Source organism: Mesorhizobium sp. M0239 (assembly GCF_040321815.1).
Taxonomy (GTDB): Bacteria; Pseudomonadota; Alphaproteobacteria; order Rhizobiales; family Rhizobiaceae; genus Mesorhizobium.
In genome coordinates this window covers 37,201-62,325 of record NZ_JAMYSG010000008.1, presented here as the reverse complement: position 1 = coordinate 62,325, position 25,125 = coordinate 37,201, and the positions used below count along the sequence as shown (strand labels likewise).

Annotated in this window: 26 protein-coding genes; 11 read left to right on the top strand and 15 right to left on the bottom strand. The window is 61.7% G+C overall.

What is annotated here, in order from left to right:
* A complete protein-coding gene (locus NKI99_RS10150; protein WP_164892952.1) occupies nucleotides 1-417 on the bottom strand; it encodes a DUF302 domain-containing protein in 417 nt (138 codons plus the stop codon).
* A 25-nt stretch (nucleotides 418-442) separates the two neighbouring features.
* Nucleotides 443-982, bottom strand: coding sequence for a carboxymuconolactone decarboxylase family protein (locus NKI99_RS10145; protein WP_023811394.1), 540 nt, complete (start codon nucleotides 980-982; stop codon nucleotides 443-445).
* Nucleotides 983-1,098: 116 nt separating this feature from the next.
* On the opposite strand from NKI99_RS10145, the gene NKI99_RS10140 reads away from it, so the two are divergent.
* Nucleotides 1,099-1,956 (top strand): LysR family transcriptional regulator, encoded by an 858-nt coding sequence (locus tag NKI99_RS10140; RefSeq protein WP_023811393.1) that lies wholly within the window; start codon nucleotides 1,099-1,101, stop codon nucleotides 1,954-1,956.
* Between the two features lie 111 nt (nucleotides 1,957-2,067).
* On the opposite strand, the gene NKI99_RS10135 is transcribed toward NKI99_RS10140, so the two are convergent.
* Entirely contained in the window at nucleotides 2,068-2,628 is a 561-nt protein-coding gene (locus NKI99_RS10135; protein WP_023811392.1) for an SH3 domain-containing protein, read from the bottom strand.
* A 219-nt stretch (nucleotides 2,629-2,847) separates the two neighbouring features.
* Between NKI99_RS10135 and NKI99_RS10130 the strand changes: the two genes are divergently transcribed.
* Nucleotides 2,848-3,849 carry a 2-hydroxyacid dehydrogenase gene (locus tag NKI99_RS10130; protein ID WP_023811391.1) on the top strand — a complete coding sequence of 334 codons (1,002 nt, stop codon included), beginning with the start codon at nucleotides 2,848-2,850 and terminating at the stop codon, nucleotides 3,847-3,849.
* A gap of 33 nt (nucleotides 3,850-3,882) precedes the next feature.
* Here NKI99_RS10130 and NKI99_RS10125 read toward each other — a convergent pair whose 3' ends face one another.
* The 9 genes from NKI99_RS10125 to NKI99_RS10085 all read right to left on the bottom strand — a co-directional run bounded on the left by NKI99_RS10125 (nucleotide 3,883) and on the right by NKI99_RS10085 (nucleotide 13,797).
* Entirely contained in the window at nucleotides 3,883-4,371 is a 489-nt protein-coding gene (locus tag NKI99_RS10125; protein ID WP_023811390.1) for a GNAT family N-acetyltransferase, read from the bottom strand.
* A 4-nt stretch (nucleotides 4,372-4,375) separates the two neighbouring features.
* Nucleotides 4,376-5,131 (bottom strand): molybdopterin-synthase adenylyltransferase MoeB, encoded by a 756-nt coding sequence (locus tag NKI99_RS10120; RefSeq protein ID WP_023811389.1) that lies wholly within the window; start codon nucleotides 5,129-5,131, stop codon nucleotides 4,376-4,378.
* A 31-nt stretch (nucleotides 5,132-5,162) separates the two neighbouring features.
* Complete coding sequence (recF, locus tag NKI99_RS10115) at nucleotides 5,163-6,308, bottom strand: DNA replication/repair protein RecF (protein ID WP_023811388.1); 1,146 nt, start codon at nucleotides 6,306-6,308, stop codon at nucleotides 5,163-5,165.
* A gap of 184 nt (nucleotides 6,309-6,492) precedes the next feature.
* Complete coding sequence (gene dnaN / locus NKI99_RS10110) at nucleotides 6,493-7,611, bottom strand: DNA polymerase III subunit beta (protein WP_023811387.1); 1,119 nt, start codon at nucleotides 7,609-7,611, stop codon at nucleotides 6,493-6,495.
* Between the two features lie 304 nt (nucleotides 7,612-7,915).
* Nucleotides 7,916-9,391, bottom strand: a complete 1,476-nt coding sequence (dnaA, locus tag NKI99_RS10105) for a chromosomal replication initiator protein DnaA (protein WP_023811386.1) — start codon at nucleotides 9,389-9,391, stop codon at nucleotides 7,916-7,918.
* A gap of 924 nt (nucleotides 9,392-10,315) precedes the next feature.
* Entirely contained in the window at nucleotides 10,316-10,582 is a 267-nt protein-coding gene (rpsT, locus tag NKI99_RS10100) for a 30S ribosomal protein S20 (RefSeq protein ID WP_013533694.1), read from the bottom strand.
* 182 nt (nucleotides 10,583-10,764) lie between these two features.
* Nucleotides 10,765-11,538: an enoyl-CoA hydratase gene (locus tag NKI99_RS10095; RefSeq protein ID WP_023811385.1), complete on the bottom strand. Its 774-nt coding sequence runs from the start codon at nucleotides 11,536-11,538 to the stop codon at nucleotides 10,765-10,767.
* A 134-nt stretch (nucleotides 11,539-11,672) separates the two neighbouring features.
* Nucleotides 11,673-12,563, bottom strand: coding sequence for a bifunctional DNA-formamidopyrimidine glycosylase/DNA-(apurinic or apyrimidinic site) lyase (mutM, locus tag NKI99_RS10090; protein WP_023811384.1), 891 nt, complete (start codon nucleotides 12,561-12,563; stop codon nucleotides 11,673-11,675).
* Entirely contained in the window at nucleotides 12,556-13,797 is a 1,242-nt protein-coding gene (locus NKI99_RS10085; protein WP_352610749.1) for a phosphopentomutase, read from the bottom strand. The genes mutM and NKI99_RS10085 overlap by 8 nt, the downstream gene beginning before the upstream one ends.
* Before the next feature lie 174 nt (nucleotides 13,798-13,971).
* On the opposite strand from NKI99_RS10085, the gene NKI99_RS10080 reads away from it, so the two are divergent.
* Nucleotides 13,972-14,901 (top strand): phosphate/phosphite/phosphonate ABC transporter substrate-binding protein, encoded by a 930-nt coding sequence (locus tag NKI99_RS10080; RefSeq protein ID WP_352610747.1) that lies wholly within the window; start codon nucleotides 13,972-13,974, stop codon nucleotides 14,899-14,901.
* 30 nt (nucleotides 14,902-14,931) lie between these two features.
* Here the strand turns inward: NKI99_RS10080 and NKI99_RS10075 are convergent, their stop codons facing one another.
* The 3 genes from NKI99_RS10075 to NKI99_RS10065 all read right to left on the bottom strand — a co-directional run bounded on the left by NKI99_RS10075 (nucleotide 14,932) and on the right by NKI99_RS10065 (nucleotide 16,728).
* Nucleotides 14,932-15,549, bottom strand: a complete 618-nt coding sequence (locus NKI99_RS10075; RefSeq protein ID WP_127295248.1) for a TadE/TadG family type IV pilus assembly protein — start codon at nucleotides 15,547-15,549, stop codon at nucleotides 14,932-14,934.
* Between the two features lie 37 nt (nucleotides 15,550-15,586).
* Nucleotides 15,587-16,168 carry a TadE/TadG family type IV pilus assembly protein gene (locus NKI99_RS10070; RefSeq protein WP_352610746.1) on the bottom strand — a complete coding sequence of 194 codons (582 nt, stop codon included), beginning with the start codon at nucleotides 16,166-16,168 and terminating at the stop codon, nucleotides 15,587-15,589.
* Between the two features lie 137 nt (nucleotides 16,169-16,305).
* Complete coding sequence (locus tag NKI99_RS10065) at nucleotides 16,306-16,728, bottom strand: pilus assembly protein N-terminal domain-containing protein (protein ID WP_013533687.1); 423 nt, start codon at nucleotides 16,726-16,728, stop codon at nucleotides 16,306-16,308.
* A 323-nt stretch (nucleotides 16,729-17,051) separates the two neighbouring features.
* On the opposite strand from NKI99_RS10065, the gene NKI99_RS10060 reads away from it, so the two are divergent.
* The 8 genes from NKI99_RS10060 (at nucleotide 17,052) to NKI99_RS10025 (ending at nucleotide 25,116) form a co-directional block, all read left to right on the top strand.
* Nucleotides 17,052-17,228, top strand: coding sequence for a Flp family type IVb pilin (locus NKI99_RS10060; protein ID WP_127327695.1), 177 nt, complete (start codon nucleotides 17,052-17,054; stop codon nucleotides 17,226-17,228).
* Nucleotides 17,229-17,398: 170 nt separating this feature from the next.
* A complete protein-coding gene (locus NKI99_RS10055; RefSeq protein WP_127327694.1) occupies nucleotides 17,399-17,917 on the top strand; it encodes an A24 family peptidase in 519 nt (172 codons plus the stop codon).
* A 214-nt stretch (nucleotides 17,918-18,131) separates the two neighbouring features.
* On the top strand, nucleotides 18,132-18,944 hold the full coding sequence (gene cpaB, locus NKI99_RS10050) for a Flp pilus assembly protein CpaB (protein WP_352610745.1): 813 nt from the start codon (nucleotides 18,132-18,134) through the stop codon (nucleotides 18,942-18,944).
* Nucleotides 18,941-20,461, top strand: coding sequence for a type II and III secretion system protein family protein (locus tag NKI99_RS10045; RefSeq protein ID WP_023811376.1), 1,521 nt, complete (start codon nucleotides 18,941-18,943; stop codon nucleotides 20,459-20,461). The genes cpaB and NKI99_RS10045 overlap by 4 nt, the downstream gene beginning before the upstream one ends.
* Before the next feature lie 14 nt (nucleotides 20,462-20,475).
* Nucleotides 20,476-21,213 carry a CpaD family pilus assembly protein gene (locus tag NKI99_RS10040; protein WP_352610744.1) on the top strand — a complete coding sequence of 246 codons (738 nt, stop codon included), beginning with the start codon at nucleotides 20,476-20,478 and terminating at the stop codon, nucleotides 21,211-21,213.
* 38 nt (nucleotides 21,214-21,251) lie between these two features.
* Complete coding sequence (locus tag NKI99_RS10035) at nucleotides 21,252-22,541, top strand: CpaE/TadZ family protein (protein WP_032909185.1); 1,290 nt, start codon at nucleotides 21,252-21,254, stop codon at nucleotides 22,539-22,541.
* 29 nt (nucleotides 22,542-22,570) lie between these two features.
* Nucleotides 22,571-24,073 carry a TadA family conjugal transfer-associated ATPase gene (locus NKI99_RS10030; RefSeq protein ID WP_352439645.1) on the top strand — a complete coding sequence of 501 codons (1,503 nt, stop codon included), beginning with the start codon at nucleotides 22,571-22,573 and terminating at the stop codon, nucleotides 24,071-24,073.
* Nucleotides 24,074-24,102: 29 nt separating this feature from the next.
* Nucleotides 24,103-25,116 carry a type II secretion system F family protein gene (locus NKI99_RS10025; RefSeq protein ID WP_128304345.1) on the top strand — a complete coding sequence of 338 codons (1,014 nt, stop codon included), beginning with the start codon at nucleotides 24,103-24,105 and terminating at the stop codon, nucleotides 25,114-25,116.
* The last annotated feature ends 9 nt before the right edge of the window (nucleotides 25,117-25,125 follow it).

Here is a 25,125-nt window from a genome sequence, read left to right as displayed (position 1 = left end):
CTAGATATCGCCTCCCGACACCGGCATCGTGGAAACCGTCTCGAGCATTCGCTCCGTCGCGTCGAACAGTTCATGGGCGAGACCAAAAAGCCGGGGATATGGCGAGAACACCAAAATCGGGTTCAAGGCGCAGACCGTCACGCCGGCTGCTTGTTCGCTGACCACGAACTTGAACGGCGCTTCGGGCACGGCGCCAGGATCGGTCAGCAACAGGCGCGCCATGTATCGCGGGTGGAACCAAAGCAGTTGACGGAGCCGAATGGTGGAGATCCCGCCTTTCCTGAGCAGGGCCTGCGGATCGATCTCATGGATGATCCATAGCTCGGCAGCAGCGATGGCGTCGCGAAGCCGTTGCAGTGTCTCATCGAAACCATAGCTGGAGGAAACGACGATCTGGTGACGCGGAATGGTCGCCATCGAACTCGGATCGAGGGTCACGAGGTCAGTCATTGAGAAGCACTGTCCGTGGAAAGTCGAGTTCTGGCTGGGCGAAGTGATTGAGGATGTTGGAATAGAAGTTGAGTGCGACATGCGCGATCACCTCTGCCAGTTCCTCGTCGTCGAGCCCCGCGGCCCTGGCGGCGCCGAATGCCTGGTCGGTGACGGCTCCGCGGCTACGCGCCACATCCGCAGCCAACGCCAGCGTGGCCGCCACTCTGGCATCGCTTGAATCGCCCCTGCGATTTAGCTCCAATTCCGTATCGGAGATGCCGATCTTGGATCCGCGAAATGCGTGGGCCGAAACGCAGTATTCGCAGCGGTTCACCTCAGCAGTTATCAGGGCGATCTGCTCGCGCAATTTCGAACTGAGACGGCCGCTCTGCAGCGACTCGCGAAATTGCAGATAACCTTTGAGAGCGACCGGAGAGTTGGCCAGGACGCGATAGAGGTTCGGGACGCGTCCGAGCTGGCGTCGCGTTTCCGCCAGAAGCTTGCCGGCTTCCGTGTCGGAATCTTCGTTTATTGGCGATAGGCGAGACATCTAATCATTCTCCTTCCGGGTCAGCCGGCAACCGCCGTGCTTCGTCGGAATCCATATGACTCGACGAGGAGCATTTGGAAATGTCATAGTAGCTGTCTCTATGATATGAGTACGAAATGAAGCATCTTGCCATCGAACAGCTTCGCAGCTTCGTGCTTGTTGCCGACTGCGAGAGCTTCACCACCGCGGCCGATCTTCTCGGGACCACCCAGTCGGCGATCAGCCTGCGGGTCCGCAAGCTCGAGCAAGCGATGGAGCGGCGTCTCCTGGCGCGGACGCCGCGCGCGGTTTCGCTGACGCCCGAAGGCGCGCGGTTCCTTGCTTCGGCGCGGCAGGTCCTCGAGGCTCATGACCGGGCCGTGGCTACATTCGATGCTGGCACGCAAACCACCACGCTCCGGGCGGCCATCGGCGATCACGCCGCCGGTGCGCTTCTGGAGTCGGCGTTTGGGCGTCTGAGCCAAGTCTTTCCGGAATTGCTGCTGGAAGTGTCGGTGGGTCTCTCAGCCGAGATGCAGGCCCGCTACGACGCAGGCAAGGCCGATTTTGCCGTCGTGCGCATGGATATCAGCCGGCGCCAGGGCATCCCGCTCTACCGAGACCAGCTTGTCTGGTGTGCAAGGTCGCCTGACGTCTGGCGGTCGTCTGCCGCGTTGCCGCTGTTGGCATTGCCCGGATCCTGCACCGTCCGACTGGCAGCGGAACGCGCGCTCGATGGCAGCAATACCGCCTGGCGCCTCGCCTTCACCGGCGGTTCGGTGACTGCGTTGCAATCGGCCGCCAGCGCGGGCTTGGGAGTGGCGGCGATCGGGCAGAGCCAGGTACCGGCCGATTGCGTGATACTGAACCGGTCGCATGGATTGCCGGATTTGCCAGCCAGCCGGATTACGCTCCTGACACGGTTGAGCAACCCGCTGAGAGGCGCAATCGCTGCCGCATTCGCAACGGACGCGAGCGATCGGCGGCGTGAATGACAATGCTGCAATTGAGTTTGATGAAGCGGAGGCGCAAGCACCTTGTTGCCGTATCCGTGATTGCCGGCCTATTTCTGATCCCGAGTTCTTCCGAGCCTCGCGATGAAGTTGTCAGTCCTTGACCCGTTCGCCGGGATAGGCGCCCCAGACAACCGACTGGGCAAGCCAGCCGGTGTGGCCGTCGAACGTCATTTCGCACCACTGGCCGTCGCAGGATTTGATCGTACCCATGACGCCAGGTTCAATCATCGCGACCACTCTTGCGTCCTTGTCGGGACTGTTGAGAAGGTCGATCTGGGCGCCCTTGCCGCGCTGCCATGGTGCGACGATTGCCGTGCGTCGGCCGGAAAGCAGCGACTGGTTGATCCAGCCTTCCGAACCATCGGCATCGCGCACGCGGCGCCATGTGTCGAATTCCTGGATGATCTCCATCGGCAGGCCGGCCTTCATATACATCCAGTCGACCGAGTAGTTGGCCCCGGGACCGACGCGCGAGTTGACGCGGCCGGATTTCAGGCTGACGAAGCGCGGCAGCGGCAGGCCGCTCGGACCAAGCGTGACGACGCCCTGGGCAGGTGCTGCGGCACTCTGCGCGCCCGCAAGCGGAGAATAAAGCAGAGCGCCGAGAAATGCTGCGCTGAGGGTCAGGCGAAGCGACGCGAAACCAGACACTTTCATTCCTTTCGGCGCTTGCCCATCGGCCTCGGCGCCCCTTTTTCTTTGTCTTCGGCGGCACCGCTTGTTACAGGGAGTAATCGGCACCGCGACCGGCTTTCAGTTTCGCCGGTCTTGGTTAAAGAGGTCTCAACGAGATCGGGTTAGAAGCAATTCCAGCAAAAGTGTGAAGCGGTTTTGCGTTCGGAATTGCGGCAAGTACTCGAGAGGGAAACAATGGCAGGCAAAAAGAAGCCTCTCGTCGTCATCACGCGAAAGCTGCCCGACCCCGTCGAGACCCGCATGCGCGAGTTGTTCGACGCAAGGCTGAATGTCGAGGACCGGCCGATGACGCAGCCGGAACTGGTCGCGGCGGTCAAGGAGGCCGACGTGCTGGTGCCGACGGTAACCGACCAGATCGACGCCGCACTGATCGCCCAGGCCGGCGACAACCTCAAACTGATCGCGAATTTTGGCAATGGCGTCGACAAGATCGATGTCGCGGCCGCGGCCAAGAGGGGCATCACCGTCACCAACACGCCGAATGTCCTGACCGAGGACACCGCCGACATGACCATGGCGCTGATGCTGGCGGTGCCGCGGCGGCTGGCGGAAGGCGCCAATGTGCTCACCGGTGACAAGAAATGGGCCGGCTGGTCGCCGACCTGGATGCTGGGCCGGCGCATCTGGGGCAAGCGGCTCGGCATTGTCGGCATGGGCCGCATCGGCACCGCCGTCGCCAGGCGGGCCAAGGCCTTCGGACTGTCGATCCATTATCACAATCGCCACCGCGTGCTGCCGGCCGTGGAAGACGGGTTGGAGGCGACCTATTGGGAAAGCCTCGACCAGATGCTGGCCCGCATGGATATCATCTCGGTCAACTGTCCCTCGACGCCGGCAACCTTCCATCTGCTTTCGGCGCGGCGGCTGGCGCTGCTGCAGCCGACTGCCTATGTCGTCAACACCGCACGTGGCGACATCATCGACGAGGAAGCGCTGGTCAAGCTGATCCAGGACGGCAAGATCGCCGGCGCCGGGCTCGATGTCTACGAGCATGAGCCGGCCTTGAACAGCAAGCTGCTGAAGCTCGCCGCCAAGAACAAGGTCGTGCTTTTGCCGCATATGGGCTCGGCGACGCTCGAGGGCCGCATCGACATGGGTGAAAAGGTCATCATCAATATCCGCGCCTTCGTTGACGGCCACCGCCCACCAGACCGCGTGCTGCCGCTCAGGACCTGACGCTGTCGCGGCCCACAAACCGTAAGATAAACCTTACGGGATAGCTTTGCGCATGGTGATCGAGGTCGGCCTGGCATAGCCCTCGTGCGCCGTCCGTTCAGTTTCGCGAAAGCCGAGGCGAGCAAAGGCCGCATGATTCCCGGTCAGCTCGATCCGCGTCTGAAGCTCGATTGCCGCCTTGCCGCGGCTGCGGGCAAGGTCTTCGACCGCCTGCATCAGCCGCCGGCCAATGCCTTGTCCCTGGCAGTCCGGCGCGACCGCGAGCTTGCCGACATAGAACTCTGTCACCTTTTCAAGGGCAAAGACGCAGCCGACGATCCGATCGCCCTTGAGCGCCACGAAGCCGGTCTCCCACCGCGCCTTGTCCCGCAGAGTGTCGGTGGTCAAAAGGTGGGCCGAGGAGGGCGGGTCGATGACGCCGTCCATCGAGGCGAAAGCGCGCATGATCAATGCGAGCACATCGTCCCAGCGGTCGAAATCGGTCGGGATCCGCGTGATGGAGGCAGCTTCGATCCGGTCCAAGAATTCAGCTTCTCTTGTAGCGGATGGTGTCGAAGCGCGCCGCCAGCCCGTCATAGAGCAGCAGCCGGCCGACCAGCGGTTCGCCGACGCCGGTGATCAGCTTGATCGCCTCCATGGCCTGCAGCGTGCCGACGACGCCGGTCAGCGCGCCAAGCACGCCGGCTTCGGCGCAGGACGGCACCAGGCCCGGCGGCGGCGCCTCGGGAAACAGATCGCGATAGCCTGGATTGGGTTTGCCGTCCTTGCCGTCTTCGAATGGCTTCAGCACCGTTACCGAACCATCGAAGCGTCCGACGGCGGCATGCACCAGCGGCTTGCCTTCGCTCGCGCAGGCATCGGCCACGGCATAGCGCGTTTCGAAATTGTCGGAACCGTCGACGACGATGTCATAGCGGGCGACGAGGGCGGGCGCATTGTCCGTGGTCAGCCGGATTGCGTGCGCTTCAACAATTGTGTTGGGATTGATGCGAACGATTGCCGCCTTGGCGCTATCGGTTTTCAGCAGGCCGACAGTGTCGGTACCGTGAATGACCTGGCGCTGCAGATTGGACAGCGAAACGGTGTCGTCATCGACCACGCCTAGTGTGCCGACGCCGGCGGCGGCGAGATATTCAAGCACCGGCGCGCCCAGCCCGCCAGCGCCGATGACCAGCACCCGGGCCTGTTTCAGCCTTTGCTGGCCGGCTCCGCCGATCTCCGGCAGCACGATGTGGCGGGCATAGCGTTCGATCTCGTCTGCGGTCAGGGCGGCAGTGGTCATTGCCTGATCATACAGGGACTGAAAAACCTTGTCAGTGGTCTTCGGTTGGCCCAACCGTCCCATGGTCGACAGTCAGGAATTGCGCGCGTCCCTGGAGACTGGAAAACAGCGCAGCATCGGTTCCTGTCATGAACGCCTGGCAGTTCAGTTCCTCCAGGATGGAAAACAGCGCCGTGCGGCGCCGGCTGTCGAGATGCGCGGCGATCTCGTCGAGCAGCAGGATCGGCGTCATGCCCGACATTTCGCCGGTCAGCCTTGCATGCGACAGCACGATGCCGACCAGCAGCGCCTTTTGCTCGCCTGTCGAGCAAAGCTCGGCCGGCATCGCCTTGGGGCGGTGCCGAACCATCAGGTCCGAACGATGCGGGCCCTCGAGCGTGCGCCCGGCAGCGCGATCGCGGTCACGACCCTCGACAAGGGTTCGGCGGAAGCGCTCCTCGACATCGACTGCCGGCGCGGTCGCAATTTCGGCTTCCAGGTCTCCCGAAAGGCCAATATCGGCCTGCGGAAATGGCCCCGTGTCGGGCAGCCTGTCGATCATGGCGGTCAGAAGGCGCACCATCTCGGCTCGCGCGGCGGCGATCGCCACACCGGTTTCGGCCATCTGCGTCTCGATTGCGTCGAACCAGCGGTCGTCTCGAGAGCCTTCAGTAAGCAAGCGGTTACGGCCACGCATCGCCTTCTCGTAATCGATCGCACGTTGCCCGTGGCCGGGATCGATCGCCAGCACCAGCCGGTCGAGAAAGCGCCGGCGATCCGCGGCCGGCCCGGTGAACAACGCGTCCATGGCCGGCGTCAGCCACACCACGCGCAGCCATTCCAGCATGTCCTCGGCCGAACGCGCCGGAGCTCCGTTGATGCGCACCCGCCTGCCGCCTTCGCCGGCGGTGTCGCCGCCGGAAATGCCTGTTCCGATCTCGACTTGGCCGTCAGGTCCGTCGAGCCGGGCATGCAATGCAAAGCCGCCGTCGCCGCCCTCGCGTGCGACATCCGCGTAAGGGGCGCGGCGCAAGCCACGCCCCGGTGTCAAAAAGGAGATCGCTTCGAGGAGATTGGTCTTGCCGGCGCCGTTGTCGCCGGAAAAAACCACGGCACCTGGCGCCAGATCGATCGTCAGCGCCGCATAGTTGCGGAAATTAGTAAGTGTTAGCTTACTTATATGGTTCTGTCCCGGCAACCGCTATCCGCCTATAGAGCGCTCCATCGTTTCACGGAAACGCAGGACCGCTCTATCTCTTTGTTTTGACGCAACTCCGTACGGAAAACCGCTTCACACTTTTCCTGGAATTGCTCTAGGAGTTGCCGTAAATATCGCGCTTGCCGCCGGTCCACAACAGGACCGAAGTGCTGACACCGTGCCGCTACACCCGCATCGGCATCAGCACATAGAGTGCGGTCTCGTCGGCCATGTCGTGGATCAGCGTCGGCGAACCGGCGTCGGCCAGCATGAACTTGGCTTCCGTGCCGGTCAGTTGCGCGGCAACGTCGAGCAGGTACTTGGCGTTGAAGCCGATCTCGATCGGATCGGATGAATAGTCGGCGGACAGCTCTTCGGTGGCGCTGCCTGAATCGGGATTGTTGACCGCAAGCGTCACCTGACCCTCGCTGATCGACAGCTTCACCGCGCGGCCGCGTTCGGAAGAGATGGTCGAGACGCGATCGACGGCGGCGGCAAAACTCTGGCGGTCGATGATGAGCTTCTTGTCGTTGCCGGTCGGAATGACCCGCTGATAGTCGGGGAAGGTGCCGTCGATCAGCTTCGAGGTCAAAACCACGCTGCCGATGGTGAAGCGGATTTTGGTGTCCGACAGTTCGGTGGTGACCGCGACATCCGGATCGTCGACGAGCTTCTGCAGCTCGCTCACCGTCTTGCGCGGAATGATGATGCCCGGCATGCCTTCGGAACCCGCTGGCGCATCGATCTCGGCGCGCGCCAGGCGGTGGCCGTCGGTCGCCACCGAGCGCAGCTTCAGCTTGCCGCCGACCTCATGCGTGTGCAGGTAGATGCCGTTCAGGTAATAGCGCGTCTCCTCGGTGGAGATGGCGAATTGGGTCTTCTCGATCAGGCCTTTCAGGGCAACCGAGTCGAGACGGAAGATATGCGAGAAGGATCCGGCCGAGAGCTCCGGGAAGTCGGATTGCGGCAGACACTGAAGGCGGAAGCTCGAGCGGCCAGACGTCACCGTCATGGCGTTGCCGTCCTCGTCCGTCTTCAGCATCACCTCGGCGCCATCGGCAAGCTTGCGCACGATGTCGTAGAGCAGATGTGCCGGGACTGTCGTCGCCCCGCCGCGCTCCACCTTAGCGGGCGTCGCTTCGGTCACCTCGAGGTCGAGATCGGTCGCCTTCATTTCAAGGCTGGCGCCTTCGGCGCTGAGCAGCACGTTGGACAGGATCGGTATGGTGTTTCGCCGCTCGACCACACGATGGACGTGGTTGAGCGACTTCAGGAGATTTGACCGTTCCAGGATAACACGCATGACGAAACAGGCTCGCTTGAATGAATGACGGGTCACCAGTGGGCGGCGTCCCGCGAAAGGTCTGAACAGGCTCAGAATCTGCGTAAACTGACAGGAAAAAACCAGCAAACGCAAGCCCGCGCCACCGGTTCAGGCCGGCTAGGCGGGCTTTCTGGGGATAACGCGCCCGAAGTCCGCTAGCCAGTGTCGTAAAACCGAAATCCAGATCGCTCCCAGGCGGCGCCACGAGCCCGATCCAGGCCCAGCGCCGCACTGGCAAGCCATTGAATTCCGGTATTGTTCCGGCTCTGCCATCCCCGGAGGATCAGGCCTGGTCGTTGATCAACCGCCTCAGAAGCTCAAGTTCCTGCGCCAGCGTGTTGTCGTTGCCGGAAAGGTCCTCGATCTTGCGCACGGCATGCAGCACCGTGGTGTGATCGCGGCCGCCGAAACGCCGTCCGATCTCAGGCAGCGAGCGCGGCGTCATCACCTTCGACAGGTACATGGCGACCTGCCGCGGCTTGACGATGGTGCGCGTGCGCCGGTTGGACAGCAATTCGGTCTTCGACACATTGTAGTGACGCGCCACGATGCGCTGGATGTCCTCAATACGGACACGCTTCGGCTCGCCGGTGCGATAGATGTGGCCGAGGATTTCGTCGATCCGGTCGATGGTGATCTGCGGCTCGAAGGATTGACGGAACAAAAGCTGATTGAAGGCGCCTTCCAGCTCGCGTCCGCTGCCGGTCACGGTGCGGGCGACGTGATTGAGGATCTCCTCCGAAATGTCGAGCGACGCGTCGTCGCTCCTGGCCGTGGCAAGGCGCAATTTGAGCATGCCGAGGCGCATGGCGAAATCGGGCGCCGACATTTCAAGCGCGACACCGCCATTGAGGCGCGAACGGACCCGCGGTTCGAGCGATTCCAGTTCCGATGGCGGCCGGTCGGCGGCGACGACGACCTGCTTGGCGCTGTCGAGCAGCATGTTGATGAGGTGGCAGAATTCGTGCTGGATCGACTTGCCCTGCAGAAACTGCATGTCGTCGATGATGAGCAGGTCGATGTCGCGCAGCTGTTCCTTGAGCGTCAGCGCGTTGTTGTCGCGGATCGCGGTGGCAAAGCGCCACATGAAATACTCGGCCGTGAGATAGACGACGCGCGACTTGGGGTTCTGCTTCAGCGATTCCGCGGCGATGGCCTGCAGCAAATGTGTCTTGCCGAGCCCGACGGTTGCGTGAAGGAAAAGCGGATTGAAGCGCACCGCGCTCGATTGCGATTCCGCCACTGCCTTGGCGGCGGCGAAGGCCACCCGGTTCGACGGTCCCTCGATGAAGGAGCCGAACGTGTAGCGCGGATCGAGCGGTGATCCCAAAACGTTGTGGCGGAATTCGCTCTCGATCGGTGTGCCCGGACGCGGAGCCGGTGCGCGCTCCACCCGGCTGGGGCTGACTGTGCCGGCGGCAAGCGCCGTCTGCGTCTGCCGTGTCACCTTGCTGCGTGCTGGCGTTACCTCTGGCTCGGCCTGGCTGCGTCCCTGACGGGTTGCCGTGCGCACGACGATGTCGATCTTGAGGAGATCGGGATCCTCCTGCTTCCACAACTCGGAGATGAGGTCGAGATAGTGGCCGTTGATCCATGAGCGCAGGAAGGCAGTAGGCACCGAGATGCGGACGATGCCCTTGGAAGCCTCGGCGACCTTCATGCGGCCAAACCAGCTCGAATAAACTTCGGTTCCCAGGCGCGCCTTCAACTGGGCTTTGACCCGGTCGAATTTCTGTTCCGCGTCGCTGGACACCGCCATGTCGTTTGCTCCGATCAAAGTTCCAGGAAATGGGAGGTCGCCCGTAAGCTCCCTTTCGATGCCGCTCTGCATGATCTTTTCCTTGTTCTTCCGTACCTGTTTCCACCGGGGATGCGCCTCCTGCATCCGGTTCCGGCGACCTAAGTCTTTGCTACGATGTCCGCTGCCGCCGCCGGCAGATGAACGTCGCCCATTATCTGCGGGAACCGGTGCCGGCCCATGGAAGCCAGTCCGCGTTGGGTATGTCAGGGCAATACAACACCGTCCGGCGAAAGGAGCGCCGGCGCGCCGTCTACCTGCCATGTCTAGTTACGCCAGTCCCCTACCGTATCGAAAAAGACAAACCAAACCCGTCCGCGGACTTGATCCGCGTTGCAAATCCCGCCAATTTAAGCTGGCCGATTCAGGCTTGGGTTAAGAGCCAGAGCCCGTCCCTTTCGATAGATCGACACTACCGAAATCGCTGTGGATAGGGCAAGGCCACGTCTAACGGATTTTTAAGGAATCTGGTTACTGGAGGCGGGTTCGAGTGGCGTGCCGTGACGGCACATTTTAACAAAGCCATTGTGATTCAAACCCTTTTCCGGCGAATATGAAAAACCGGACGCTGAGAGAAATATTCTGAAATAATTCGCTTGACAGCGACTTGTCCCCGATCGGGTCGGCCCGGTGTGGACAAGCTGTGGATCACCATCAGTAAGTGTCTGAAAATTATAAGCTATTTCTGACAGTTAAGAATCATTAAGCTGGCCCTTTTCAAGCATGCCGATCAACAGCAGGCATGCATATGCCGGCAAACTATTCCCAATTGTGAAATCCGCCTAAGACGCCGTTTCCGGACATTCTTTTTAAGTGCTTGCCGGCAAACGAAAAAACCCGGCACAAACGGCCGGGTTCGAAGAACGTCAGTCTAGGCAAGTAATGTCAGGCCGACAGTACCTTGACCCGCTGAGCCAGTCGCGACACCTTGCGGGACGCCGTGTTCTTGTGAATCACGCCCTTGGTCGCGGCGCGCATCAATTCCGGCTCCGCGATCTTGAAGGCAGCCTGTGCGGCAGCCTTGTCGCCGGAGGCAAGCGCCTCTTCGACCTGGCGGATATAGGTGCGGACGCGCGAGCGGCGGTTCTTGTTGATCGCTGCGCGGCGGACGATCTTGCGCGTTGCCTTTTTGGCCGAGGATGTATTGGCCATGATGCCTCTCTTCTGATCTGGTCGGCGCATGCGGAATGCCGCAGGGCGCAAAAAACAAACGGGCAGCCACGGGGCCGCCTCGGTTGGTGCGGCTTATAGTTCAGCTTTTCCGGCGCGTCAACGCTGCCCGGTCTTCTTTTTGGCGGCCAACAGCCATCTTCTTCGCGGCCAAGGGATTGGCGTCAGCGGTTGGTGAAATTCGGCTTCCGCTTCTCGGCAAAGGCCGCCATGCCTTCCTTCTGATCGTCCAGTGCAAACAGCGAGTGAAACAGCCGGCGCTCGAACCGCAATCCCTCGGCAAGCGTCGTCTCGAAGGCGCGGTTGACAGCCTCCTTCGCCATCATCACCGATGGTAGTGAGAAAGCGGCGATCTTGGCTGCGGCCTTCAGCGCCTCCTCGACAAGCTCGCCGGCAGGCACGACCCGCGACACCAGACCAGAACGCTCGGCCTCGGCGGCATCCATCATCCGCCCGGTCAGGCACATGTCCATCGCTTTCGACTTGCCGACGAAGCGGGTCAGCCTTTGTGACCCGCCCATGCCTGGAATGACGCCGAGGGTGATCTCGGGCTGGCCGAATTTGGCCGTGTCGGCGGCGATAATGAAATCGCACATCATCGCCAGCTCGCAGCCGCCGCCGAGTGCATAGCCCGCCACCGCCGCGATAATAGGCTTTCGCGCCCGCGTCAGTTCCTCCCAGCCGACGAAGAAGTCTTGAGCGTAGGCGTCCGCGTAGGAGATGGACTGCATCTCCTTGATATCGGCGCCGGCGGCGAAAGCCTTTTCGGAACCCGTGATGACCATGGCGCCGATATCTGGATCGGCGCTGAACCCGTTCACGGCTGCCACCACTTCGGTCAGAATCTGCGAATTCAGCGCGTTGAGCGCCTGCGGCCTGTTCAGCGTGATCAGCCCAACCTTGCCGTGCGTCTCGGTGATGATCGTCTCATAGGCCATGGCTGCTTCTCCTTGCTCACGCTCGTCTAGAGCGGTTCATCGTTTCACGGAAACGCAGAACCGCTCCCATCTCCTTGTCTCGACGCAATTCTCGACGGAAAACCGTTTCACACTTTTCCTGGAATTGCTCAAACTCACCGCTGACATGTCCGGCAATAAAAGGTCGATCGGCCGCTCTGCACGATCCGTTCGATGTGGCCGCCGCAGCCGGGCTTGGAGCAGGCCTCGCCTTCGCGGTCGTAGACGGCGAAGGCGTGCTGGAAATAGCCCAGCGACCCATCGGTCTGCATATAGTCCCGCAGTGAGGAGCCGCCGGCTGCGATCGCATCCGATATCACCGAACGAATGGCTTGCGCGAGGTGTTCGCTTTGGGCTTGGGCTTTCTTTCCGGGCCTGGCGATCGTGCCCGCCTCGCGCAGCGGCGACAGGCCGGCACGCCACAACGCCTCCGACACATAGATGTTGCCGAGCCCGGCGATCAGCCTCTGGTCGAGAAGCGCTGCCTTCAGTGGTGATCGCCGCCCCTTCATCAATGAGGCGAGCAGCGCACCGTCCAATGTGTTGCCCGTAGGCTCGACGCCAAGTCCAGCCAGCATCGGGTGAACGTCCGGCAGTCCCTCCGCAAACAACATGAAGCCGAAGCGGCGCGGATCATTGAAGATCACGCGGGACCGGGCACCGGTTGGAGACTCGACATGGAAGACGACGTGGTCGTGATTGGAGCTTTTCGAGCGGTCGTGCCGGAAGATGCCGGGCATGTCGCTGCCATCGGCCGTCTCGACGCGGAATGAGCCCGACATGCCGAGATGGCAGATCAGCACGGGCCCGCCTTCCAGGTCCATCGTCAGATACTTGGCCCGGCGGCCGAGTGCCGTGATCGTCTTGCCGGTCAGCCGCTGCGCGAATTTCTCGGGAAATGGAAAGCGCAGATCCGGTCGGCGCGCCTCGACGCGGGCGATGGTGGCGCCTTCCAGAACCGGCTGAAGTCCGCGCCGGACGGTTTCGACTTCCGGCAATTCAGGCATGACCGCCGATCGCCGTATAGAAAGAAGTGCCGTAGCGTCCGGGCGCCAGCCCGAAATGCTCGGCCAGGGTCTCGCCAATGTCGGCGAATGTCGTTCTCAGTCCGATGTCGCCGCCCTTGAGACCCGGTCCAGTGCCGATCACCGGAATGCGCTCGCGCGTGTGATCGGTCCCGCCCCAGGTCGGGTCGTTGCCGTGGTCGGCCGTCAGGATGAGAAGATCGCCCTGCCGCAGCCTCGCAAATGCTTCCGGCAGCCGCAGGTCGAAGGCCTCGAGCGCGGCAGCATAGCCTGCGACATCGCGGCGGTGACCGAATTCGGTGTCGAAGTCGACGAAATTGGCGAAGACGAGGTCACCGTCGCCGGCATCATCGATCGCACCCAGCGCCTCGTCGAACATCGCCATGTTGCCTGCCGCCTTGCGCACTTGCGAAATTCCGCGATGGGCGAAGATGTCGCCGATCTTGCCGACGGCGATGACACGGCTGCCACGCGCCGTCAGCCGGTCGAGCAGGGTCGGTTCCGGCGGAGGCACGGCGTAGTCATGACGGTTGTATGTCCGCTCGAAAGTGGCGGTGGTTTCGCCGACGAACGGCCGCGCGATCACCCGTCCAATCCTCAGCGGGTCAACCAGCCTGCGCACCACCTGGCAGAATTCATAAAGCCGGTCGAGGCCGAAATGGACTTCATGCGCGGCGATTTGCAGGACCGAGTCGACCGACGTGTAGCAGATCGGCTTGCCGGTCCGGATGTGCTCCTCACCGAAGCGCTCGATGATCTCGGTGCCCGGCGCATGGCAATTGCCGAGAATGCCCGGCACCTTGCCTTCACGGATGATCGCCTCGGTCAGTTCGGCCGGAAAGGCCGGAACCGTATCCGGGAAATAGCCCCAGTCGAGGCGCACCGGCAGGCCGGCGATTTCCCAATGGCCGGATGGCGTATCCTTGCCGCTCGAAACCTCCTGTGCGGCGCCGTGAAAGGCAGTTGGGAGCATATCCGCCCCGCTGTTGGCAAATCCCAGTCCCGTCGCGGTTTCGGCAGCCTTGCCAAGCCCGAGTGAGGCCATATGAGGGACAAACAGCGGTCCACTACGAGACCCTTCGCGATCCGCACGGCCCTCCGCACAGGCCTCTGCGATGTGCGCGAATGTGTTGGCGCCGGCGTCACCGTAGCGGTCGGCGTCGGCCGCGCCGCCGATGCCGAAGGAATCCAGGACGAAGAGGAAAGCGCGCGCCATCAAGTTGTTGCCAGTTTGACCGACCAGACATAGGGTTCCGCGACTTCATTGGCAATTCGGAAACCAAACGGCAACGGGCAGGCGTGACAATCAGTGCATATCGCCCAAAAGTGCGCAGCGGTTTGGGAATGACGATCTGAGCATCGATCCGGGAAAACAGACGGCGGTTCTGTCATGAGGGTTGCGTTAAAGACATATGCCGCTCTGTTGCTGGGGCCGGGCGGGCTCGTCGGGCTCTGGTCCAACCCGGCGCATGCCGACTGGCGCGATGATATCGGCACGTTTCGCATAGGCATCGTTGCCGAGCCAGGTGCCGGCAACGCCGTTCCGGGGCTGGCTGTGTTGACCGACGCCTACACCAAAGCATTGGGCATGAAGGTCGAGTTTGTCGTTGCCCGCAATTATGCCGCGCTGATCGAGGCGCAGGCCGATTCCCGCATCGAATATGCGATCTATTCGGCCACCGCCTATGCAACGGCCTCGCAGCGCTGCTTATGTATCGAACCGCTTGTCGCTCCGGTCGATTCAGACGGCGCGATCGGCATCCGCTCCGTTCTGCTGACGCGGGACGGCAAGCTGCCCGACCTTGCGGCGATGGACCGCCATCGTATCGCCATGGCGCCTTCGGACAGCGTCGGCGGTTCTCTCCTGCCATTGGCGGCGTTGGCCGCGGAAGGCCGCAAGATCGCGGAAGATGCACCGTTTCTGGCCCGTGCCGATTCGGCCGCGGCGGCCGAGACGATGCTGGTCGACGGCAAGGCTGATGGCCTGTTTGGCTGGGTGACGGCCGCTGCCGACGGCCCGCGAGAACCGTCGGGCACGCAGGCCAGGTTGGAGGCGGCAGGGCTCTCGGTGACGGCGCTTCGTGTCGTGTGGACGTCGGGTCTGCTGAGATACGGCCCGCACGCGGTCCGCAGCGATCTCGACCCGGAAGCCAAGCGTCGACTTGCCGTGTTCCTCACCAACCTCAAGTCGACGACGCCCGATATCTACGCCCTCCTGGAATCGGGACATTCCGGCGGCTTCGCTCGCGTGGCGCCAAAAGACTACGAGATGGCCGCTGCTATCGTGCGCTTCGTTTCGGACCGTGAGCCGCAGCAGTAGCGGCCCTGCGCAGGGCCTAGCTGGTTCTGTTCAACAGTCGCTGCAAGGGATCGTCACGCTTCTGCGGGGGCGCAGATAATAGGTTTCGCCCATGGTTATGTTGCTGAAAGCCGAGGTCAGTCCAAGCTTCTGTTGACTGCTCGCGCTCCACGCGATGACCGGCGTATAGCCGAGGTTGCTTTCGACGCGAATGAGAAACGTGTTGGCGACTCTGAGCGACGTCGGGATCGTTGTCTCGGTTGTGGCGCCGGCGCCACGGCTGGCGACGCCGGCGACCAATTTGCGTGACCACACCACCAGCGCCCTCGTCGCATCGGGCGTAACCTGTATCGCCGTGATGGTGATGCTAGGGGGCGAGCGGTTGTAGGGCTGAAGGGTGACGCTGCCGATCTGCATGATGGCGTCGACATCCGCTTTGAGGACGCTTGTCTGCTGGGTGACGAGATCGGCCACCATGCTGCCGATACGACTGACCTTCTTGCTGGTCTCGATGGCTTGCGACGCTTCCATTGTCAGGAAATACATGATCAGCAGAATTGGCATGATCAACGCGAATTCAACCGCCGCGATGCCGCGGCGATCGGACCAGAATCGGCTTGCTTTCCGCCAAACTCCCGTAATCATAAGATGTGCCCCCGCACGCATCATGCCCTTGCCCTTTTCTTATACTGCTCGTGCATTCCGCTCAGTTGTCGAACGGCTCGTTCTGCCAGGTCACCGATGCGAAATGCAGGGTCTTGTTGCCGCCCATCGACTGCGCCAGCAGATCGGTCATAACAGGCCACTTGTAGAAGACCCGAAGCATGTTCCTCGACTCCGCCGCACCCGCTGTCACTGAGAACGATTGGGTTGCGGTGCCTTTCGTCAGTACGACGTCGCCGTTCTGGATCTTGAAGCCTGCCGTGGCCGCATCGGCGAACGACGTATATTGGCGAAGATCCACCAGCAGTTGATTGGGACAATCCTGGGAGACGATGATCTGCAGTTTCGTGCAGATCATGTCCCGCAAATTGGTTCCGGCAACGTCAGCCGCTCTCAACTGGCCGGTGCGCAGCTTGCGCGCGACATCGTCGGTGACGTTGGCCATCACCTCCTGGCCGGCAAACGAGATGCAGCTTTCCAGAATGGCAAAGACAAGCAGCGCGAAGGGGACTGAAAGGATCGCGAATTCGATTGCCGTGGCGCCGCGCCGGTCACGAAGGAAGCGGGCGAAAAACCTTGGGCGTCTCACTTTGTGGTCGCCTGCGCGACCGAATTCCTTGCTCATGTCCGATCCTGCCGATCTCTATGCGGTCTCGGAAGGAGCATTAGCGCAAACCGATTGAGGTCCGGTTTGGATGATCGTTAAAGTCGGCGCAGGCCTCTTAACCAGACAATAACCGGAACGGCAGTCGGCAACGCCACCTATCGGCTGACGCTCATCTCCGCTTCCGAAGACTTCTCCGCTTCGCTCTTGTACGAGCTTTCGCAATAGGGTGTGCACGACATCGTCTGGATTTCGGCGCGCCGATAGATGCGCACGGACGAGGCGGCTTGCCGCACCACGGTAACCTGCTCGTCGACGATGGGGCTGCCGTCCGTATCGAGCACGACCAGATTGGTGACCCCGAAGCCTTTGCCGGTGAGCACGATCGTTGAAGCGTCCTGCACCGAAGCGTCGGCGATTGCCGGGTTGCCGACCACGATGGTGTCGGCGGGACGCGACAGTTTGACGATCTTGGCCTGGTTCATCGTGACCTCGATACCGGCGCCGGCCATGGCGGGCGCGACGAAGCTCGAGACGGCAAGAAGCGCGGCAATCAGGATTGACGATCTCGGCTGGGCCATTGAGGCGCTCCACGCAGGCGGACTGATCAACGGAACATGAACGAGATTGGTGAACCAACGGTTAAGCATGCGGTGTCGCCAATGATGCGATGGCAGACAAGGACGCTCGCCGGGCACTGTCCGGAAGTCCACAAACCCGGGGCGAGAAGGCTCAGTGGTATATTAGCCCCAGGTTAACCACGCAATGTGTTCGAACCGGGAAAGGAATCGGTAAGGCTGTTTCTTAAGCCGATCGAAAGAGCTTCTCCCTAGATTGGCAGCATCCGATCAACCATCACAGAAGTTGACGGAAGTGCTGTAACACGTGGAGTAGGAGCTCTCGAATGTCTAATCTCATCGCACGTTTTGTGAAGGACGAATCCGGCGCGACCGCTATCGAATATGGTCTGATCGCCGCTCTCATTGCGCTCGCCATCATCACTGGCGCGGGCCAGCTCGGTACTGCGCTCAACGCCAAGTTCACCAACATCGGATCCACGTTGAACGGCGCTGGCAACTGATTCGCTATCGCTGAAGCAATCAACTTGCAGCAAGGGCCGCCTCACTGGCGGCCCTTGCTTTGTTTGTGAGACCTTAGGGTACCAAGACGTTTTAGCAGCGGGCCTCATCAATCGTTAATCGAACATGTCTAGACTGGCCGCATTGGAATTGAACAATAGGCACAGCGCCGATGCTTGAAGCCCTGATCTTCGTCGTCTTTCCGTTCTGCATGCTGTTTGCCGCGATTTCCGACATGCTGTCGATGACGATCGCCAATCGCGTGCCGGTGCTGCTCGTCGTTGTCTTCGCGCTGGTCGCGCCGCTGACGGGTATGGACTGGGCGGTCTATGGCGGACATTTCGCCGCCGGCGCCCTGGTCCTGGCCGTGACGTTCGGCCTGTTTGCAATGGGCGGCATGGGCGGCGGCGACGCCAAGCTTCTGGCCGCCACCGCGATGTGGATGGGCCTCAATATCAATCTCGTGGAGTATCTTGTCGCCTCGACAATCATCGGCGGCCTGCTGACGCTGGCGATCATCCTCTACCGGAAGTCGCTGCTTGCGGCCGTTACCGGCCAAAATCCGTTTCTGCGCCATTTCGCCGACGAGGCAAAAGGTGTTCCCTACGGCGTCGCCCTCGGCCTTGGCGGGTTGCTGACCTATCCGGATTCGCCTTTGATGGTATGGGCGCTTGCCAGGCTGGCGACTTGAGCACGATCTTATTTTTATTGTCTGTCAGCATTGCCGAAACCCCGTTCTCAACAGGGCCGGCCCGGCCATTTTGGCCGTTCAGACCACATTCCGGCTAATTTATGTAAACCTTAAATTAATCACGATCGTAAGCATTACATTAACCTTGTTTTGACGATTGCCGCTGCAAAGTCCGGCTTGGCTACGTGGTTTGCCAGGGCAAGGGTTCGGACAGATGCCAGCATCGCGATTGATAATTCTGAGCGTGGCGGTGGCCGCGGCGGGTGGCGCTGGCTATGTCGCGAAGAACATGGTGGCACCGCCGCCCCAGGTCGTCGTCGATTCCGGCCCCCAAGCCCCGGCAGTGGCACTCCAGGATGTGCTTGTGCTTTCAGGCGACGTTCCGATGGGCAGCCCGATCCAAAACAACATCGCCTGGCAATCCTGGCCCGCCGACGGCGTCAACGCGAATTTCATCACCCGCACCGCCGAGCCCGAGGCGCTGGACAAGCTGAAGAGTTCCGTTGCCCGTGTGGCAATGTATGCCGGAGAACCCCTGCGGCGCTCCAAGCTGATCGGCGAGGGGCAGAGCTTCATGTCGTCGATCCTGCCTTCCGGCATGCGGGCGGTCGCCACGGCCATCTCGGCCGATACGTCGGCCGGCGGCTTCATTCTTCCCAACGATTTCGTCGACGTCATCATGACCCGCAGGGCCGATGCCGCCAGCGGCGCCGCCGGCTTCAACACCGAGACCATCCTCAAGAACATCCGCGTCCTGGCCATCGATCAGACCATTCAGGAGGACGAGGAAGGCAAGAAGACTAGGGTGGGTCAGACCGCCACGCTGGAACTGACGCCCAAGCAGGCGGAGATCATCACCGTCGCCCAACAGATGGCGGATCGCCTGACCCTGGCGCTACGGGCAGTCGCGGACGCGCAGGAAAAGAATCTGGGTGAGGCCGACTATCTCGTTTCCGGCAATGGCCGCAGGGGAACGGTGAGGCTGATCAAGTCGGGCGAAGTTTCCGAAGTGGGAGCAAGGAAATGAGGCTAAGCGGTAAACTGCCGGCAATCGTAGCCGCGGCGTTCGGCCTGCTGCTCGTCGGATCGAATTTGCAAGGCAGCGTCGTCGAGGCAAAGAACGCGCAGGTCACGGCATCGACGGCCACCCAGCGCGTCAAGCTCGGCCTCAACAAGTCTGTGGTCATCGACCTGCCGAGCGATGCCTACGACATTCTCGTCGCCAACCCGGCGGTTGCCGATGCGGTGACCCGCACCGCCAGGCGCATCTACCTGTTCGGCAAGGCGGTCGGCGAGACGAACATTTTTGTCTTCGGCCCGAATGGCGAGCAGATCGTCAGCCTGGACCTGGCTGTCGAACGCGATGTTGCCGGCCTTGAGGATTATATCAGGCGCTTCCTGCCGACGTCGACCATCAAGGTGGAACTGCTCAACGACAACGTCGTCCTGACCGGAACGGTCGACACGCCGCTGGACGCAAAACGCGCGGTCGACCTGGCGACGATCTTCGTTTCGGGTGGTGAAGCGACGACGGGACAATATTCGCAGACGGCGGCCGGCGGTTCGGCCCAGAGCGGTGTCGACATCAACAACCCGGACCAGGAGCGCCGCACCAGCAAGATCGTCAACCTGCTTCAGATCATCGGCGACGACCAGGTCACGCTGAAGGTGACAGTCGCCGAAGTCAGCCGTTCGGTGATGAAGCAGCTTGGCGTCAACATGGTCGGCAGCGGTGGCAGCAACGGCATCAGCTACGGCTCGATCAGCGACAACTTCACCGGCCTTGGCAAGCAGCTGTCGAATTCGGGCTTCCAGATCGGCGCGTCGGGGCTGCAGGCCTATATCAACGCCATGGAGCAGTCCGGGGTCATGAAGACCTTGGCCGAGCCGACCCTGACCGCCGTATCAGGCGAGAAGGCGACCTTCAAGGTCGGCGGTGAATACAATATGGTGAGCAGCGTCTCCCAGAACGTATCCTCCGACAACCAGACTGGCCTGAAAACCTACACCCTCGACAAGATCGAGTACGGCATCGGCCTGGAATTCCAGCCGGTGGTGTTGTCTCCCGGCCGCATAAGCCTGAAGGTCAGGACGTCGGTTTCCGAGCCGACAACCGAGGGATCCGTATCGCTCTCCTCGGGCGTGACCAGTCCCGGAATGAATGCCCTGTCGCTGCGCAAGCGTCTTGCCGATACGACGGTGGAACTGCCCTCAGGCGGCTCCATGATGATCGCCGGCCTGGTTCGCGACGATGTCAGGCAAGCCGTCAATGGGTTGCCCGGACTGACAAAGATACCGGTGCTCGGCGCGCTCTTCCGCAGCAGGGACTTCGTGCGCAACGAGACCGAGCTCGTCATCATCATAACGCCCTATCTGGTGAAGCCGGTGGCCCGCAACGACCTTGCCAAGCCGGATGACAATTTCAACGCCGCCAGCGATGGCGCCGGCATGTTCCTTGGCCGCGTCAATCGCGTCTACGGCACCATGCAGACAGACAAGCCCAACGGCCGCTACCACGGCGTTGTCGGCTTCATCTACAAGTGAGCGGGGAAGCGGACATGTCTCAGTCAGCATTGAAGGCAAGCACCATCGCCACAACGATGCGCTTTGGCCGTTCGCAGGTCTGCCGGCGAGCCGTTCCGGTCCTGGCGGTTGCGGTGGTGGCGCTGCTCGCTGGCTGCGCCCACCGCGACAGCATCACCGTTGGCGCCATTCCGGATGACTATCGCACCAACCATCCGATCGTGATCGCGGAGAAGAACCAGAAGATCGACCTGCCGGTCGGCGCCGGTGACCGCGGCATGACCGGCTCACAGCGCGATACGCTTCTTGGCTTCCTGGACGGCTATGACAGGAGCGCCGCCCCGACGCTGACGATCCAGGTCCCGAGCGGATCCGCCAACGAGGTCGCCGCGACTGCGGCCGCCCGCGATTTCGGTCGGCTCGCAATCGCCGCCGGTGTTAAGCGCAACCGGATCGTCGTCACCTCCTATCAAGCCGCCTCGAGCGAGATATCCTCGCCGGTCCGCGTCGCTTATGTTGCGGTGAGGGCGCAGACCGACAAATGCGGACGCTGGCCAGCCGACCTCGTCGATACGTCGGAAAACAAGCACTATGCCGACTTCGGCTGCTCCTATCAGAACAATCTTGCCGCCCAGATGGCCAACCCGGCCGATCTGCTCGGCCCGCGCAAGCCGTCCACAATCGATGCTGAAAATCGCGGCGCGGTGATCGATGTCTACCGTGCAAGAGGCATTTCGGATGAGTTCCTGGGCAATTCGGAAGTAGACTACTAAGCCGCCAGTCTCGGATAGAACAGGCCACGGGAAAGAGCATGACGATGAGCAACCTTGCCTATGACGCCCCGGTGGACGGCAGCGATACCTCGCAGCAGGACATCGCCGCGATGCAGGCGTTGCGGCCGATCCCGCGCATCTCGATCCAGGCATTCTGCGAGACCGAGGGTGTCGCCAACCCGGTCGAGCGCGCCGGCGAGGACCGCCGTATGACAAAGGCGCATCTCAAGGTGCATATGGGCGGCGTCCCCACCGCCATCGAATTCTACCAATCGGCGCCGACGCCCAACCTGATCCTGCTGGAATCGCGCAGCGAGCCCAAGCAATTGCTGGAACAACTCGCCCAGCTTTCGGAATATTGCGATCCGACGTCGAAGGTGGTGGTGATCGGCCACTACAATGATGTCGGCCTCTACCGCGAGCTCATCCGCAACGGCATTTCCGAATATGTGATCGCACCGGTCTCGATGGCCGACATCGTCAGCGTGGTGTCGTCGATTTTTATCGATCCGGAAGCCGAGCCGCTCGGCCGCTCGATCGCCTTTGTCGGCGCCAAGGGCGGTGTCGGCTCCTCGACGATCGCACACAATGTGGCTTGGGCGATGTCCTCCCTGTTCAAATCCGAAGTGGTCGTCGCCGATCTCGATCTGGCTTTCGGCACCGCCAACATGAATTTCGACCAAGATCCGGCGCAAGGCATCGCCGAGGCAGTGTTTTCACCGGAACGCATCGATGAAGTCTATCTCGACCGGCTGCTGACCCAGTGCGCCGAGCATCTGTCGCTGCTGGCAGCACCTTCGACGCTCGAACGGGTCTATGATTTCGATCCCGAGGCCTTCGTTCAGCTCATCGACACCGCCCAGCGCAGTGTGCCGCTTCTGGTGCTAGACGTCCCCCATGCCTGGACGGGCTGGACCAAGAACACCCTGGTCAAGGCCGACGAGATCGTCATCACTGCGACACCGGAACTTGCCAATCTGCGCAACACCAAGAACCTCGTCGATATGCTCAAGCGGCTTCGTCCCAATGATCCGCCGCCCAAGCTGATCATCAACCAGGCAGGCGTGCCGAAGCGCCCGGAGATTTCGCCGTCCGATTTCGCCGAGCCGCTCGGCCTGTCGCCGATGTCGGTCATTGCTTTTGATCCGTTGCTGTTCGGCAATGCCGCCAACAACGGACGCATGCTTGGCGAAATGGATGCCAAGAACCCGGTTGTCGCGATGATCAACGAAATGGCGCATGTGCTGACCGGGCGCAGCGAAATCAAGATCAAGAAGAAGGCCGGGCTCGGCAGCCTGCTCGGCAAGCTCTCGCGCAACAAGAAGTGACGCTTCAGCAGTGGAATCGGTAGTCGATCATGTTTGGTAAAAGAGGCAGCGACGACGGCAACCGGTTCACGCCGGAATTTCGCCAGCCAGCACCGGCGCCTGTTGCGCCGCCGGCTGCAGGTTCCATGGACACGGCGGTTCTGACCCGGCCCGCGGCGGCGCCAAGCGCGCCTGTCGCGCCGCCGGCGCGCCGTGCGGTCGAGGCACCGCCATTGGCGCCTGAGCCGAAGCGGGCACAGCGCGAAAAGAGCGAAACTTATTACGATACCAAGAGCCAGGTCTTCTCCGCGCTCATCGACACCATCGATCTGTCGCAGCTTTCCAAGCTTGATCCTGAAAGCGCGCGCGAGGAAATCCGCGATATCGTCAACGACATCATCGCGATCAAGAACTTCGCAATGACGATCGCCGAGCAGGAAGAGCTGCTCGAGGACATCTGCAACGACGTGCTCGGTTATGGGCCGCTCGAGCCGCTGCTCGCCCGCGACGACATCGCAGACATCATGGTCAACGGCTCCAGGAACGTCTACATCGAAGTCAACGGCAAGGTCGAACAGACCGGCATCCGCTTTCGTGACAACCAGCAGCTCCTCAACATCTGCCAGCGCATCGTCAGCCAGGTTGGCCGCCGCGTCGACGAATCCAGCCCGATCTGCGACGCGCGCCTTCCCGACGGCTCCCGCGTCAACGTCATCGCGCCGCCGCTCTCCATCGACGGTGCCACGCTCACCATCCGTAAATTCAAGAAGGACAAGCTGACGCTCGATCAACTGGTCAAGTTCGGCGCCATCTCGCCGCAGGGCGCCGAAGTTCTCAAGATCATCAGTCGTGTTCGCTGCAACATCGTGATCTCGGGCGGCACCGGTTCGGGCAAGACCACGCTGCTCAATTGCCTGACCAACTATATCGACCGCGAGGAGCGCGTCATCACCTGCGAAGACTCGGCCGAGCTGCAATTGCAGCAGCCGCATGTGGTACGCCTCGAAACCCGCCCGCCCAATTTGGAGGGCGAGGGTGAGGTGACGATGCGCGACCTGGTCAAGAACTGCCTGCGCATGCGGCCCGAGCGCATCATCGTCGGCGAAGTGCGCGGACCCGAGGTGTTCGATCTTCTGCAGGCGATGAACACCGGCCACGACGGCTCGATGGGCACGATCCACTCGAACAGCCCGCGCGAATGCCTGAACCGTATCGAATCCATGATTGCCATGGGCGGTTATTCGCTGCCGCAAAAGACAGTGCGCGAAATCGTCGTCGGCTCCATCGACGTGATCATCCAGGCGGCGCGCTTGCGCGACGGCTCGCGCCGCATCACCCACATCACCGAGGTGATCGGGATGGAAGGCGACGTCATCATCACGCAGGATATCGTCCTCTACAACATCAAGGGTGAGGACGCCAACGGCCGGCTGTTGGGTGAGCACGTATCGACCGGCATCGGCCGTCCGCATTTCTGGGAGCGTGCACGCTATTACGGCGAGGAGCAGCGTCTCGCCATTGCGCTCGAGGCGATGGAGAAACGCGCTGACTGACGTGTGCTGGGGTGTAAGGGTTCGGGCCAATGTTTGGAATTGACGGCACAGTACTGGCGTTTGTCGTGCTCGCCGGCTTCAGCGCCGGCGCCGTCGCTTATGCATTTCTGTTCACCCGGATCAGCAACGAGAAACAGGTCGGCAAGCGGCTCGAAACGATCAGGACCGCCGAGACGGATCGCTCCGTGGTCAAGGCCTCGCGCGACCGCGTGGCGGAAGCCACCAAGCGGCGCAAATCGGTTCAGGATTCTCTCAACGAACTCGACGCCAAGCAGAAAACCAAGGACAGCCGCGTCAAGAAACCGCCGCTGAAAGCCCAGCTTCGTCAGGCCGACCTCAAGACCACCATCGAGCGTTTCTATATATATTCCGCAATATGCGGCATCGTTTTGACGATGGTCGCCTTTGTGGCCGGAGCCCCGCTGATCGCCTTGCCGGGCGTGCTGCTGGCCGGGGGGCTGGGCCTGCCGCGCTGGTTCGTCACGTTTCGTCGCGCCCGCCGGGTCAAGGCATTCCTCAACGAATTTCCAAATGCGCTCGACATCATCGTGCGTGCGGTCAAATCCGGCCTGCCGCTGAACGACGCCGTGCGCCTGATCGCCAACGAATCGCCCGAACCCGTGAAGACCGAGTTTCGCCGCATCGTCGATTCACAGCAGATGGGCCTCTCTATCCCCGACGCGACCTTGCGCATGCCCGAAACCATGCCTTGCACCGAGGCAAGCTTCTTCGGCATCGTTATCCAGATTCAATCGCAGGCCGGCGGCAATCTCTCCGAGGCGCTGGGCAATCTTTCGCGCGTGCTTCGCGATCGCAAGAAGATGAAAGCCAAGGTCGCGGCGCTGTCGATGGAAGCGAAGGCGTCCGCCGCGATCATCGGTGCGCTGCCCTTCATCGTCGCCTTTCTCGTCTACCTGTCGAGCCCGGCCTACCTGATGCCGCTCTTCAACACCAGCGTCGGAAACCTGATCCTTGGTTGCTCTGCGGTCTGGATGTCGATCGGCATCCTGGTGATGCGCAAGATGATGAACTTCGAAGTCTAGGATGCTGGC

What these genes read in the sequence shown, in the direction of transcription:
- NKI99_RS10150 (WP_164892952.1), bottom strand. Translation starts at nt 417, where the DNA reads ATGGCGACCATTCCGCGTCACCAGATCGTCGTTTCCTCCAGCTATGGT.
- NKI99_RS10145 (WP_023811394.1), bottom strand. Translation starts at nt 982, where the DNA reads ATGTCTCGCCTATCGCCAATAAACGAAGATTCCGACACGGAAGCCGGC.
- NKI99_RS10140 (WP_023811393.1), top strand. Translation starts at nt 1,099, where the DNA reads ATGAAGCATCTTGCCATCGAACAGCTTCGCAGCTTCGTGCTTGTTGCC.
- NKI99_RS10130 (WP_023811391.1), top strand. Translation starts at nt 2,848, where the DNA reads ATGGCAGGCAAAAAGAAGCCTCTCGTCGTCATCACGCGAAAGCTGCCC.
- NKI99_RS10120 (WP_023811389.1), bottom strand. Translation starts at nt 5,131, where the DNA reads ATGACCACTGCCGCCCTGACCGCAGACGAGATCGAACGCTATGCCCGC.
- dnaN (WP_023811387.1), bottom strand. Translation starts at nt 7,611, where the DNA reads ATGCGTGTTATCCTGGAACGGTCAAATCTCCTGAAGTCGCTCAACCAC.
- dnaA (WP_023811386.1), bottom strand. Translation starts at nt 9,391, where the DNA reads ATGGCGGTGTCCAGCGACGCGGAACAGAAATTCGACCGGGTCAAAGCC.
- rpsT (WP_013533694.1), bottom strand. Translation starts at nt 10,582, where the DNA reads ATGGCCAATACATCCTCGGCCAAAAAGGCAACGCGCAAGATCGTCCGC.
- NKI99_RS10095 (WP_023811385.1), bottom strand. Translation starts at nt 11,538, where the DNA reads ATGGCCTATGAGACGATCATCACCGAGACGCACGGCAAGGTTGGGCTG.
- mutM (WP_023811384.1), bottom strand. Translation starts at nt 12,563, where the DNA reads ATGCCTGAATTGCCGGAAGTCGAAACCGTCCGGCGCGGACTTCAGCCG.
- NKI99_RS10085 (WP_352610749.1), bottom strand. Translation starts at nt 13,797, where the DNA reads ATGGCGCGCGCTTTCCTCTTCGTCCTGGATTCCTTCGGCATCGGCGGC.
- NKI99_RS10080 (WP_352610747.1), top strand. Translation starts at nt 13,972, where the DNA reads ATGAGGGTTGCGTTAAAGACATATGCCGCTCTGTTGCTGGGGCCGGGC.
- NKI99_RS10075 (WP_127295248.1), bottom strand. Translation starts at nt 15,549, where the DNA reads ATGATGCGTGCGGGGGCACATCTTATGATTACGGGAGTTTGGCGGAAA.
- NKI99_RS10070 (WP_352610746.1), bottom strand. Translation starts at nt 16,168, where the DNA reads ATGAGCAAGGAATTCGGTCGCGCAGGCGACCACAAAGTGAGACGCCCA.
- NKI99_RS10065 (WP_013533687.1), bottom strand. Translation starts at nt 16,728, where the DNA reads ATGGCCCAGCCGAGATCGTCAATCCTGATTGCCGCGCTTCTTGCCGTC.
- NKI99_RS10060 (WP_127327695.1), top strand. Translation starts at nt 17,052, where the DNA reads ATGTCTAATCTCATCGCACGTTTTGTGAAGGACGAATCCGGCGCGACC.
- NKI99_RS10055 (WP_127327694.1), top strand. Translation starts at nt 17,399, where the DNA reads ATGCTTGAAGCCCTGATCTTCGTCGTCTTTCCGTTCTGCATGCTGTTT.
- cpaB (WP_352610745.1), top strand. Translation starts at nt 18,132, where the DNA reads ATGCCAGCATCGCGATTGATAATTCTGAGCGTGGCGGTGGCCGCGGCG.
- NKI99_RS10045 (WP_023811376.1), top strand. Translation starts at nt 18,941, where the DNA reads ATGAGGCTAAGCGGTAAACTGCCGGCAATCGTAGCCGCGGCGTTCGGC.
- NKI99_RS10040 (WP_352610744.1), top strand. Translation starts at nt 20,476, where the DNA reads ATGTCTCAGTCAGCATTGAAGGCAAGCACCATCGCCACAACGATGCGC.
- NKI99_RS10035 (WP_032909185.1), top strand. Translation starts at nt 21,252, where the DNA reads ATGACGATGAGCAACCTTGCCTATGACGCCCCGGTGGACGGCAGCGAT.
- NKI99_RS10030 (WP_352439645.1), top strand. Translation starts at nt 22,571, where the DNA reads ATGTTTGGTAAAAGAGGCAGCGACGACGGCAACCGGTTCACGCCGGAA.
- NKI99_RS10025 (WP_128304345.1), top strand. Translation starts at nt 24,103, where the DNA reads ATGTTTGGAATTGACGGCACAGTACTGGCGTTTGTCGTGCTCGCCGGC.